Annotated in this window: 11 protein-coding genes; 8 read left to right on the forward strand and 3 right to left on the reverse strand. The window is 65.0% G+C overall.

Translation table 11 applies throughout. The features are described from left to right. Window positions 1-57: 57 nt before the first annotated feature. On the forward strand, window positions 58-1,185 hold the full coding sequence (locus tag QMK28_RS12615; RefSeq protein ID WP_326437198.1) for an IS4 family transposase: 1,128 nt from the start codon (window positions 58-60) through the stop codon (window positions 1,183-1,185). A 276-nt stretch (window positions 1,186-1,461) separates the two neighbouring features. Here QMK28_RS12615 and QMK28_RS12620 read toward each other — a convergent pair whose 3' ends face one another. The 3 genes from QMK28_RS12620 to QMK28_RS12630 form a co-directional block, all read right to left on the reverse strand. Further along, a complete protein-coding gene (locus QMK28_RS12620; RefSeq protein ID WP_326437199.1) occupies window positions 1,462-1,968 on the reverse strand; it encodes a hypothetical protein in 507 nt (168 codons plus the stop codon). Between the two features lie 88 nt (window positions 1,969-2,056). Then, window positions 2,057-3,856 carry an alpha/beta hydrolase gene (locus QMK28_RS12625; RefSeq protein WP_326437200.1) on the reverse strand — a complete coding sequence of 600 codons (1,800 nt, stop codon included), beginning with the start codon at window positions 3,854-3,856 and terminating at the stop codon, window positions 2,057-2,059. Window positions 3,857-3,863: 7 nt separating this feature from the next. Then, window positions 3,864-4,403, reverse strand: coding sequence for a hypothetical protein (locus tag QMK28_RS12630; RefSeq protein WP_326437201.1), 540 nt, complete (start codon window positions 4,401-4,403; stop codon window positions 3,864-3,866). 362 nt (window positions 4,404-4,765) lie between these two features. On the opposite strand from QMK28_RS12630, the gene QMK28_RS12635 reads away from it, so the two are divergent. The 7 genes from QMK28_RS12635 (at window position 4,766) to mycP (QMK28_RS12665) (ending at window position 12,216) form a co-directional block, all read left to right on the forward strand. Further along, window positions 4,766-5,209, forward strand: a complete 444-nt coding sequence (locus QMK28_RS12635) for a hypothetical protein (protein WP_326437202.1) — start codon at window positions 4,766-4,768, stop codon at window positions 5,207-5,209. Between the two features lie 36 nt (window positions 5,210-5,245). Further along, window positions 5,246-6,844 (forward strand): WXG100 family type VII secretion target, encoded by a 1,599-nt coding sequence (locus QMK28_RS12640; protein ID WP_326437203.1) that lies wholly within the window; start codon window positions 5,246-5,248, stop codon window positions 6,842-6,844. A 27-nt stretch (window positions 6,845-6,871) separates the two neighbouring features. After that, window positions 6,872-8,227 carry a type VII secretion-associated serine protease mycosin gene (mycP, locus tag QMK28_RS12645; RefSeq protein ID WP_326437204.1) on the forward strand — a complete coding sequence of 452 codons (1,356 nt, stop codon included), beginning with the start codon at window positions 6,872-6,874 and terminating at the stop codon, window positions 8,225-8,227. Between the two features lie 122 nt (window positions 8,228-8,349). Then, complete coding sequence (locus QMK28_RS12650; RefSeq protein WP_326437205.1) at window positions 8,350-8,544, forward strand: hypothetical protein; 195 nt, start codon at window positions 8,350-8,352, stop codon at window positions 8,542-8,544. Then, the gene (locus tag QMK28_RS12655) at window positions 8,541-9,116 is read left to right on the forward strand and encodes a hypothetical protein (protein WP_326437206.1); all 576 of its coding nucleotides are present in this window, start codon (window positions 8,541-8,543) and stop codon (window positions 9,114-9,116) included. Before QMK28_RS12650 ends, QMK28_RS12655 begins: the two co-directional genes overlap by 4 nt. A gap of 120 nt (window positions 9,117-9,236) precedes the next feature. Further along, window positions 9,237-10,847 (forward strand): hypothetical protein, encoded by a 1,611-nt coding sequence (locus QMK28_RS12660; protein ID WP_326437207.1) that lies wholly within the window; start codon window positions 9,237-9,239, stop codon window positions 10,845-10,847. Window positions 10,848-10,875: 28 nt separating this feature from the next. Next, window positions 10,876-12,216, forward strand: a complete 1,341-nt coding sequence (gene mycP, locus QMK28_RS12665; protein WP_326437208.1) for a type VII secretion-associated serine protease mycosin — start codon at window positions 10,876-10,878, stop codon at window positions 12,214-12,216. Window positions 12,217-12,268: the final 52 nt, after the last annotated feature.

Consider the following 12,268-nt stretch of genomic DNA (forward strand, 5'->3'; position numbering starts at 1 on the left):
TGTCTTGGCGTGTGGGATGATTGCCTTGTGGTGGATCAAGGGGTGCGGGTCGGGCGGTTGACGGATGATGTGGGGGTCGGGCTGCTGGCGACGACCTTCCCGGATGTCATGGTGCGGGCGGCGATCGAGGCAACGGGTAAGCGTGAGCAACGTAACCGGGCTTTGCCGGCGCGGTTGATGGTGTATCTGACGATGGCCCTGTGGCTGAACTTCGGTATGGGGTATGTGCGGGTGCTGCGGAGCTTGCTGAGCGGGCTGCGGTGGGCTCGTGGCGGTTGGGAGGGGTACACCGTGCCGTCGGACGGTGCGATTTCCCGGGCGCGGGACCGACTGGGCAGTGCGCCGATGCGGGCGCTGTTCGAGGCGACGGCCAAACCCACGGTCGCGGACGGCCATGACGGGGTGTTCTGGCGGGGGCTGCGGAAGGTCGCGGTGGACGGCACAGTCTTCGACGTACCGGCGTGCGAGGACAACCGGGCCGCCTTCGATACCCCGTCCGGTGGTGTGCTGCCTCAGGTCTGCCTGGTCGCTCTGGCCGAGTGCGGCAGCATGGCCCTGATCGGCGCCGCCTTCGATTCCATCGAGGTCGGCGAACGCGCCTTGCTGGAACGGCTGTTGGACAAGCTCACGTCGGACATGCTGGTGCTGGCCGACCGAGGCTTCCCCTCCTACACGCTGTTCACCGCCGCCGCCAGGACCGGCGCCCACCTGCTGTGGCGGGTCTCCGACTCCTTCACCCTGCCCGTCAAGCAGCGGCTGGAGGACGGTACCTACCTGTCCGAGCTGAAAGGCAAGCGCCGCGGCGAGCGCGTGAGCGTGCGGGTGATCGAGTACAGCGTCGCCGACGACGACGGCGTCTCCGAGGTCTTCGCACTGATCACCACCCTGCTCGACCCGGAGCAGGCACCCGCGATCGAGCTGGCACAGATCTACGCCGACCGCTGGCACGTGGAGATCCTCTTCCGCCTGGTCAAAGTGGACCTGCGTACATCCGGCGGAGTCCTGCGCTCGCGCAGCGCCGAGGGAGTCCGCCAAGAACTCTGGGCTCTGCTCTGCGTCTACCAAGCCCTGCGGTCTCTGGTCACCAGAGCCGCCGTCATCGCGGGCGTCGACCCCACCCGCATCAGCTTCCCGCCCGTCCTGGACGCCGTCAAAGACTCCGTCCGGACGGCTTTTTCCCCCTGACGGCCTCGCCCGCGCCCTCACGTTCTTCATCACCGACATCCCCGGCTGGACCATCCGCGACCGCCCGGACCGCAAAGCCCCCATCAAGACCAAACACCCCAGCCTGCGCTACCAGACCCGCAGCCCACAGGACCCCGGCACCCGACTCGCCACCTGCACCATCACCCTCCACCTAGTCGAACCCCAGAGCACTTAAGTCATGGCCATTGGCCTACGCCGAGCCACTCTCGTGACGTAACGCGGCCGCCACCACATTAAATCAATCCAGCGTCGTCGTCAGAACTCGTCGTTAGTAGTCTTCCCCTTGGGGACCTTATAGCAAGCAGATACAACTCTGACCATGATCCCAGAGATTTTTTTCGCACTGGGAGTCCTCGGCTCCGCCGTACTTTCACTGGCCTTGGCTGCGTCGTAAAGTGTGACGCTTACTGAGAATTTCTTCTTGGTAGAATCCGCGACGAGTTCCAGGCTCCGTGACGGACTGCTGTCAGGTGCATATCTGGCAATCTTCCAGCCGTTTTTCGGAAGTTCCCGCTTCAACCGCTCCATTGCCTTCTTCATATCTCCGACAGGAACGTCATAGACGGACCACGGGTGGCTAATCTTGAAGTAGTGCTCGGAATCCAACTCCCCGCATGAAGAAAGTGCTACACCGGTTTTAGTGACGGCCCCCTTAAGGTCAATGATGTCGAAGATCTCGCTTGAAGCCTTCTTGGTGTCAGTTCGCACACTTTCCACGTCGCGGACTTCGGGAGTGTAGTCGAGACCTTTGGAGCTGTCCATATCGGAACATCCCGTCAAAGTGGAGATCACGCCGACGAACAAGAGGGCGAGCGGTCGGGAAATTGGGAATTTAAAGGCACCAATTCGACTAGCCACGCTCCACCTTGTCATAGTTTTCCGTCACCACAGCCGCCTGATTCTTTAGACTAACGGATTCTGTGTCCCAGTACCCGCCATGGTCATTCGAGTCCGTCTGCATAATGTTTGCACCAAACCCTCTGTCCGATGGAACAACATCCATAGTCACAGTAATCTCGCTAGGGACTCCGTGCCATTCTTCCGTCGTGTACACACCGCTGCCACCGAGCATCGCGACTTTGCCACCCGCCGGAACCCCATCCTTGATGGTACTGGCGGCTTCGGACCAGGTGTGTTCGGCACCAACATCAAGGTCACGCGCGTGCCCGACGAGCATGCCAGGACTACCTGCCACAACGATGTCGTCTGCAGCGAGGTCACCTTTAATGGAGGCATCTCCCACAACCGTACTGCCATAACTATGGCCGATTACCGTGGTGTGACTTGCATCCGGCCCTCCTTGAGCGGTCTGAACGCCATCAAGAAATTGATTGAGCCGAGGCGCCCCCTCGTGTGCAAAAGATTTCGACATAGCCTCTGGGATAACACCCTGAGGGGCGTCGTAACCGATCCACGTTACCGTCGAGACATCTCCACCGCCTGGCATGCCCTCCGCCTCCTGCCATAGCCTGGTCATACGAGTGATCTGATCCTTTGCGCCCTCCAACTTGGAGTCTGTTCCCGGGACAAAAACCGCCGTGTCACTGGCGGTATCCGGGTTTCCGTTAGCGACGACGGCATGGCCGTTTCCTTTGGTGTCAAAATTCAGCAAATACGCTTCAGGCAATTCATTCTTTCCAGTTTGGTTGAAGCGAGCATTAATTGCATCCATCCCCTTGAGGCTGCCTTTCAGCCGCCTCTCCTCTTCATTCCACGCTTTCCAAGCTTCCGTTTCGACCATCGCGTTCTTTAGAGGCCTACCGGTATATGGATCGTAGTACTGCCCGTACTTGGTTGGCTCCTTCTGTTTCCATTGGTTCAACTGTTGCTCTGTTTTCCCATGCGTCTCCGCCAGGACCACGCGATTAGCATCGTCGCGGACGCTGGAAGGAATGCCGTCAAGTGCCCCCACGCTCGCCGGATACATCGCCGCGTACTGGTCCTGGTCTTCCTTCGGAAGGTTTTCCCACCACGCTTTGTTCTCGGCCGGCGACTTGCCGTTGGGGATGTCCCCCTCGGGGAGGAAGTCACCCGCTGTCTTGCGGACGGCCTTCAAGTCCCGGCCGGCGTCCGCCCACATCGCCTCGGTGACCTTCAGGTCGCTGTTCGTCCCCAGCCGTCCGAGCGTCCTCGCGTATGAGGCGTCGATCCGGTTGGCCTCGTCCAGCGCGTCCGCGATGGCGTCGGCGATGCCTTCGGCCTTGGCCTGGTTGGCGTCTGTCGGCTTGAGGAGCCTGGGTGCGTTGTCGCTCCCGGCGCGGGCACTGCCTGCGTCCGGCGCAAGGGGGACCTTGGTCTCGTAGTGGACCGAGCCGTCGTCATTGACCGTGAACTTGAGGTTCTCGGCGTCGGCGAGAGCGTCCTTCAACTTACGTTGCGGGGAGCCCAGTTCCGAGGCCAGGCCGTTCAACGCGGTGCGGATCAGGCCGCACTCGGCGTGGATGTACTGGTAGTTGCTGCTCAGCTGTTTGAGGGCTGCTGCCGCTGTGTCGGCAGCCTCGCCCTTCTGCGTTTTCCGGATCTTGAGGAGCATCTCGTTGTCTACCCGGTCGCGCGCGGAACTGGCCCGATTGCTGGTGTCACCCCAGCCGTCGGCGGCGTCCTCGAACTCGGACCGTTTGAGGTCTCTCAACTGCTTCAGCGTGACCATGCGCGCGTCACCCGCCCGACTTCGCGTCGCCGGCCCAGGCCGGGGGCTGGGAGTAGTCCGAGATCTTGGACTGCGGCTCCTGGTGGGCCTTCGCGTCCGCACCGCTCTTCGACGCGAACGAACTCTTCGCCTCAAGATCCGTCTCGTGCAGTGCCACGCCGACCCGCCTCAACGCCGGATCCAGCCGCTCGCACTCCTTGCGCACCGCCTCCAGGCGGCCCTTCCACTGCGAGTGCAGGGTCTTCATCGCCGGTGCACTCGCAAAGCCCTCGGCACCCGCCGCCACGCTTTCGTGGGCGGTGTCGAGCTTCGCGATGCCGCCCTGGGTGCTCGCAGCCAGCGCCTTCGCGACACCGGAAGCGGTCGTCCACGGCCCACTGCTTGCCTTGAGCCGCCCCTTACTCCCGCCCCCGCCCCCCTGTTCATCGCTGCTGGACGCGAGGCTCATCCGGGCATCCGTCCCACCGGTTCCACCCGCCCCGCCGGACGGAGGTCCATCCGGGTGGAAGAGCGTCTCCCAGCGTTCCGACATTCCAGTCTCGGTCATGAAGTGCGTCCTCCCCGTGGTGCGCAACCCCGGTACACGTGTCTGAGTTGCTGCTGGGAACCTAGCAAACGGGTGTGGCGGAGGTGATTTCCGTCCCTCGGGGGAGCGTCGATACAAGTGATCAAATGCCCTGTTTGAGCGCCTATGGCGCGGCAGTTGTGTACCTGGCTACGGCGGCGGATGCCACCATGACCAGACGGCGTTGAAAACCCCGAGACCCGGGATGCGAACATCATCAAGAGCCGTCGGTTGAGTCGACGGCTCACCACGGGGCGACGGGGACGACGGGGGGCACGACGGGGATGGCGAAAGAATCGCAGGGCAGCGCTCTGGGAGCGGTGACATTCGGTGCGTCGGACACCATGGCGCTGACTGTTGAGCTGGAGACGCTGAAGAAGTTCAAGGGCCGTGTCGACGGCCTGCTGACCAAACTCGACGGCTCGCACGCCGCGCCGACAAGGATCGCGGAGGAACGGCTGACCGCCGCCCACCTGGGAACGGGGTTCGGCGAGGCCACGACTCTGCACAGCACGTACGAGCACGTACACGGTGAGCTGGAGACCTTCTCCCGGCTCTTGTCCGACCAGATCGAGGCCATGGGCACTGCCGTTCATGGCGCCAGGGTCGGCTACGAGAACGTCGACTACGAACACCGCGACCGGATGTGGGCGATCCAGACGGCCGCGGAGAAGCACTACGACCCCAAGCACGATCCGCACGCGCCCAAGGGCGGCACCCACGGAGCCAGCAACCAGTCCGCTCCGGCGAAGGAAGCCAAACCCAGCAGCGGCGAGGGCAACGCCTGATGCGCGGCACACTGATCGATCGAGAGGGGCAGGACCATGGGTGACGCCGTAGGCGGGGGCTTCCGGCTCCCCGAGCAGATCACGGTCGCCCCTCTGTACGGGGAAACAGACTTCGAGTCCCTCTCCCACGCAGAGATGCACGCGATGATCGCGCAAACAGACCCGGCCAAGGCCTCAATCATCGGTCAGCACCTCACCAAAGCAGCAGACACGATCGACAAGATCGGCAACGACCTCAAGACCCACATGAGCGGCGTCGCCTGGGACGGCGAAGCCGGCGACGCGTTCCGCGAGTGGGGCGCCAACATGGCCAACGCGACCCTGCGCCTGGGCGACTTCAGCAGAAACTCCGGCGCCTGGCTGGACGAAGCCTCGACCACCCTCGCCGAGGTCAAGTCCCGCATGCCCGATCCCTCGACATCGTCCAAAACCACCCTGGACAGCTTCCTCTCCCACAACCCGGCCGGGCTGCTGATGCTCCCCCCAAAACACAAGAGCGGCGCGAGCGAACCGGGGCAAGGCGTCCTCGCCGGCCCGACACACAAAGACGCGCTGGCCGCACAGAAGCAACTGAACGGCGATCACGCGGAAGCCGTACGGCAGATGACCAAGCTGGCCCAGTCGTACAGCATGTCGACGACGTTCATTCAATCGGCGGATCGACCTACATTTCCGCCAATGCCACAGACGATCATGCCCACTCGATCTCCGGACACCATCGGCCGCAAGTCGGAGTACGTCCAAGGCGGCCATTCCGCTGGTACGACCGCTAATACCGCTCAGGGCGCCAGTGGTCGCCAGCTGCCGACCCTGGAGAACCCCGCCCAGGGCCAGCAGCACCGAACAGTCGACACCGGCTCTACAGCCGCAGGGTCCAGGTACGAACAGCAGGTGAGCACTGAGGTCGACGGGGTGGCCACAACGCCCACGGCTACTGCAGCGTCCACCGGAAGTTCACCGGGACCGACCGGGAGCGGCAATGGGTCGCCGAACGGCTCGGCCGCGCCGAACGGCGCTCTTCCAGCAGCCACGACCGCCATGGGGTCAGGGTTCGCTGGTAAGGCCACGAGCAACCGCGTGCCGTCCGTCGCACGAACTCCGTTGGCCCCTGGCCGAGGGAGCGCCGGCGGGCGACTTGGCGCGCGCTTGCCCGCTGATCGCGGCAATGGCGTCTTCGGCGGGCGTCCCGTTCCCCCCTCTTCAGCACAAGGTACGGCGCAGAACCCGCGCGGCACGGTGATCGGCGGCGAATCGGCGCAGGGACGCCCGCCTATGGGCCATGGTTCTGGCGCTGGAATGGGCGGGTCTGCGGACAACCGCCAAGCGGGCGTCGGCGGTGCCCGGCGCCTGGCCTCCGAGACCGGCGGCGTAGTCGGAGGGCGCCCCCAGCAACGGCCCGGCGCGACCGGCAATCGGCCGTTCACCCCCGGTGGGTCGGGCTTGGTTCGGGGCACGCCGGGAGCAGAAGGCGAGTCCGCAGCGCGGGGCACGCGCGGCAGCATGGGGCCGTCAGCAGGTACACACGGTGGCTCACCCCAGCGAGATCGCCGCACAGAACGACCTGACTACCTGGTCGAGGACGAAGAGACCTGGTCGCAGAACAGCCGGCGCGTGGTCCCGCCGGTCATCGACTGACCCCGGACAGACAGGTAAGGAAGACGCATGCGCAGCGGCGGCAGTAGATTCGCAACAGCGACGACAGTTGCCCTTGGGGTGCTCCTCGTCGGCAGCACATCCACCCCTGCGCATGCGGAGACCGTCCGCTCCCAGCAATGGTATCTGGACACCATGCAGGTTGCGGGCATGTGGAAAACCAGCACCGGCAAGGGCGTAACCGTCGCCATCATCGACTCCGGCGTTGAGGCGACCTTGCCCGATCTACGGGGCCAAATCCTGGCGGGCAAGGACTTCACCAGACAGCCAGGGGGCGCACACGTCGACTTCTCCAACCACGGCACCGGCATCGCCGCAATGATCGCTGCGACCGGGCAGAGGGCCGACGGAAATGGTTCATTCGGTCTCGCTCCCGGGGCCAAGATCCTGCCTTTGCGGGCATCGAGCGGAGATGCCACCAACGCGGAGGATGGCTCAAAGGAATTCTCTCGCACTATGAGTGCGGCGATCCGCTATGCGGCGGACTCGGAAGCGAAGGTCATCAACATCTCGATGGCAAACTCCGCGCCCAGTGATCAGATGACCAAGGCCGTGGAGTACGCCAGCACGAAAGGGAAGTTGATCTTTGCTGGCGTAGGTAACGAGGGGGAGAAAGGCAACCCCGTCATGTATCCGGCGGCGACACCCGGAGTCGTCGGTGTCGCCGCAGTCGACAGGGAGATCCGCGCGACAAAGTGGTCCGAGAGCGGGCCACAAGTCGACCTCGCCGCCCCCGGTGACGAGATGGTGCATGCCTGCGCGGGCGGCACGGAAATCTGCAAAACCAACGGCACCAGCGACGCCACCGCCCTCGCCTCCGCCTCCGCCGCCCTCATCTGGTCCGTCCACCCGAACTGGACCGCCAACCAAGTCACCCGCGTCCTCATCAACACCGCAGGCGGCCCGCAAAGCGGCGAAAAGCGCAGCGACCTCCTCGGATACGGCGTCGTCCGCCCCCGCATCGCCCTCAAAAACCCCGGCAACCCAGGCCCAGCAAACGTCAACCCACTCCCCGGCCCAACAGCCCCTCCCGCTACGCCCTCCCCCAAGCCCACCCACTCCAAAGCCACCGGCGGCATGCCCTCCACCGCCGCGAGCGACAAGAGCGACAACAACACCCCCCTATGGATCGGCCTCGGCCTCGGCGCCACAGCTCTCCTCGGAGCCGGGATCGCCACCCCGCTCGTCCTCGCGCGCCGACGCCGCCGCGACGCCGAAGGTCGGGTCCCGCCGCACCCTCCGCTCCCACCGGGCCCGCACCAGCCCCAGCAACCGCCCATCCCCACCGGGACTTTCGGCCCACCGGAGCCTTCCGGGTATCCGGCCACCCCACCCAGCCAGCACCCCAGTTCACGTCATCAGTAGTCACCCGTACAGGCCGCTGCGCACGTGTACGGCACGCACGGCGTCTGAAGATGAGCTCTCGTACTCATGATCGACCGCTCCTCGACGCACTACCGTTTCCACGAGGCGAAGGAGAGTTGGCGATGGGCGACAAACTGGCGGTCCCAGCACAACAGTTGCGGGCAAGCGGCGGCTCGGCAGGACGCATCGTCAACAATCAGGGCCGGGTCATTGCAAGGTTCTCCCCGTCAACCGTCGATCTCAAGCCTCCGCTCCACGGGAGTTCGGAGAACCCCTGGCCGGACCTCTACGCCGATATCCCACAAGGAATCAAGTGAGCGTCCCCAGCGCTTACGCCCGCCTGCGGCACCATCTTCATCACACGTTCGGCGCTCTCATGCTGGCGCTCACTCTCACCATGATCGGAGGTTGTATGTCCGAGTCCGACGAGGGAAAGACCGCACCGCTCCCGAGGATGAGCAAGGCAGAGACCGAGGACTGGTCACGCCGCGTCACTGAGCACATGGCCAAGACTCTTGGACTAGAGATCATCCCCAAGAGCCCAGGCCCGGCCGTTGAGAGCCTCGCTTGCTTCGGCAAGGGTGGCGAGACCTCGACGGATGATCGATTTCAGCTCATGTACGCGGCATTCGCCAAACTCCCACCCGAACAACACACCGCGGCTGGCGAGAAGATCCGCGACATGCTGAAGAAGGACGGCTACGACGTCACGACCTTTCGAGCCTACAAGGCGCCTCGTCAAAGCATGATCGTCGAGGCCCAGCATCCAAAGAATCACTTCTCCATCGACGTGCAATCGTCCGGTAGCCCTGGGAACCCCCAGATGCTGGCTTTCGGTGTCAACTCTCCCTGCCTGCTGCCTCCGGGAGCGACTCAATCCCCTCAGTAGCACGCACCGTTTCGCCTGGGGTAGCAACCGACACGAACTGCCCCCACCCGTACGCAATACGTCACGTACGAACCGGGGCCAGCAGCAAGAGCAGCGCGCCGCATCGAGAGGGGCAGGACCATGGGTGACGCCGTAGGCGGGGGCTTCCGGCTCCCCGAGCAGATCACGGTCGCCCCTCTGTACGGGGAAACAGACTTCGAGTCCCTCTCCCACGCAGAGATGCACGCGATGATCGCGCAAACAGACCCGGCCAAGGCCTCAATCATCGGTCAGCACCTCACCAAAGCAGCAGACACGATCGACAAGATCGGCAACGACCTCAAGACCCACATGAGCGGCGTCGCCTGGGACGGCGAAGCCGGCGACGCGTTCCGCGAGTGGGGCGCCAACATGGCCAACGCCACCCTGCGCCTGGGCGACTTCAGCAGAAGCTCCGGCGCCTGGCTGGACGAAGCCTCGACAACCCTCGCCGAGGTCAAATCCCGCATGCCCGATCCCTCGACATCGTCCAAAACCACCCTGGACAGCTTCCTCTCCCACAACCCGGCCGGGCTGCTGATGCTCCCCCCAAAACACAAGAGCGGCGCGAGCGAACCGGGGCAAGGCGTCCTCGCCGGCCCGACACACAAAGACGCGCTGGCCGCACAGAAGCAACTGAACGGCGATCACGCGGAAGCCGTACGGCAGATGACCAAGCTGGCCCAGTCGTACAGCATGTCGACGACGTTCATCCAGTCAGCGGATCGGCCTACGTTTCCGCCAATGCCGCGGACGATCATGCCCACGGACACTCGTGGTGGAATCCACGCAGCTGAACAACAGGCTGCGACTGGTGGCACGGTTGCGAACGGAGCTGAGAGAACACCTCAACAACACGGCCGGGCCACGGGGCCAGACCCGTCGGACGAGGCTCGTGCACAGACCTCTCAATTCAAAGACACCGGTCACTCCAATGACGCCGGTGCCCTCCCGCCAGTGGTCCAACCCGACCGACAAGTCGGCACAAGGATCGATGGCACGGCCGTACTCCCACAGGCACCGACGGCAGCGCCAGGCGGCGACCCAGGACAACTCGTCAGCGGCGGCGCTGCGAACGGTGGCGCTTCCCTACCTGGGTCGCCCATCCCCCCTCTGACGGGGGCGGTCTCGCGGACGGCCGGTCCGACCGCCGGCAACCGGATGCCACTCGGCATCCGGCCTCCGCTGGCGTCAGGCCAGGGCACCGTCGGCGGTCGCCCCGGCGCACGCTTGCCAGGTGATCACGGGAACGGAATCCACGGCGGGCGCCCGGCACCCCCCGGCTCGGCACGGCCCACAGGTCAGGCCCCGCGCGGCACAGTCATCGGCGGGGAACCCACACAGGGACGTCCCCCCATGGGCCACGGCGGCACCGGAAACGGCGGAGCCCCAAGCCACGGCCAACAGGGCAACAACACCGGCCGGCGACTCGCCACGGAGCCCGGTGGCGTCGTCGGCGGCCGCCCACAGCAGCGCCCGGGAGCGGGCAATCGACCGTTCACACCCGGAGGAACGGGCCTGGTCCGCGGCACGTCCGGCCCAGAAGGCCAGAATGCGGGACGCAACACCCGTAGCGGTGTCGTACCTCCGCCCAATGCCAACGGTGCTGGATCCCAGCGAGACCGCCGTGGTGAACGGCCGGACTACCTGGCTGAGGACGAAGAAACATGGGCACAGGGAAACCGCCGCGTAGTCCCACCCGTCATCGACTGAGCCCATACGCACAGGCAAGAGGAAACGCATGCGCAGCAAGAACAGCAGGCTCGCGACCACGGTGACGGGCAGCCTCGCCGCACTGCTCGTCGGCATCGTCGCCACACCGGCGCATGCAGAATCCGTCCGTTCCGATCAATGGCACCTGGATGTCATGCATGCCGACGAAATGTGGAAAACCACTACCGGAAAAGGCGTCACAGTAGCCGTCATCGACACCGGCGTGGATACCCGAGTCGCCGACCTGCAGGGTCAGGTTCTGAAAGGCAAGGACTTCTCGGCTCGTCCTGGAGACCAGCACGTCGACTATGCGAACCACGGCACAAGTATGGCCGCTCTCATCGCTGGTACGGGGAAGAGGGGTGATGCCAACGGCTCTTTCGGCCTGGCACCAGGAGCGAAGATCCTGCCTCTCCGGGCAGAAAGCGGCAAAAAGGCTCCCAACGAGGCGGTGTCCTTCAGCCAGTTCTCGACCTCACTGAGCCAGGCAATCCACTACGCGGCTGACAGCGACGCAAAGATCATGAACATTTCGATGGCGGGGCCGGGTGCGAGTCCCCAGATCGCGAAGGCAGTGGAGTATGCCTTGTCGAAAGGAAAGTTGATCTTCGCGGGCGTTGGCAACAGCGGACAGAACCGCAACCCCGTGATGTACCCAGCAGCCACCCCAGGCGTCGTCGGCGTCGCCGCCGTCAACAGGAAGATCATCGCGACGAAGGAATCCGAGAGCGGCCCACAAGTCGACCTCGCGGCTCCCGGTGAAGAGATGGTGGCCGCCTGTTCGGATGGTACCCAGATCTGCAAAAGCCACGGCACCAGCGACGCCACCGCCCTCGCCTCCGCCTCCGCCGCCCTCATCTGGTCCGTCCACCCAAACTGGACCGCCAACCAAGTCACCCGCGTCCTCATCAACACCGCAGGCGGCCCGCAAAGCGGCGAAAAGCGCAGCGACCTCCTCGGATACGGCGTCGTCCGCCCCCGCATCGCCCTCAAAAACCCCGGCAACCCAGGCCCAGCAAACGTCAACCCACTCCCCGGCCCAACAGCCCCTCCCGCTACGCCCTCCCCCAAGCCCACCCACTCCAAAGCCACCGGCGGCATGCCCTCCACCGCCGCGAGCGACAAGAGCGACAACAACACCCCCCTATGGATCGGCCTCGGCCTCGGCGCCACCGCCCTGCTCGGAGCCGGGATCGCCACCCCGCTCGTCATAGCCCGGCGCCGCCGCGACGCTGCGACGGCGCAACTGCCGCCGCCGGGCCCGTATCCGCCTCATCTCCCCCCGCAACCGCAACCGCCCGCGCCCAGCGGCTCGTTCGGACCACCAGCACCGTACGACCACCCCGTGGCCCCGCCCCGGCAGCGGTGACAGAACCGCCCCGGCCCGTACAAGACGCGTACGGACCGGGGCGGTCTGGGCT

Origin of the sequence: Streptomyces sp. H27-D2 (genome assembly GCF_035828615.1) — a bacterium.
GTDB lineage: Bacteria > Actinomycetota > Actinomycetes > Streptomycetales > Streptomycetaceae > Streptomyces.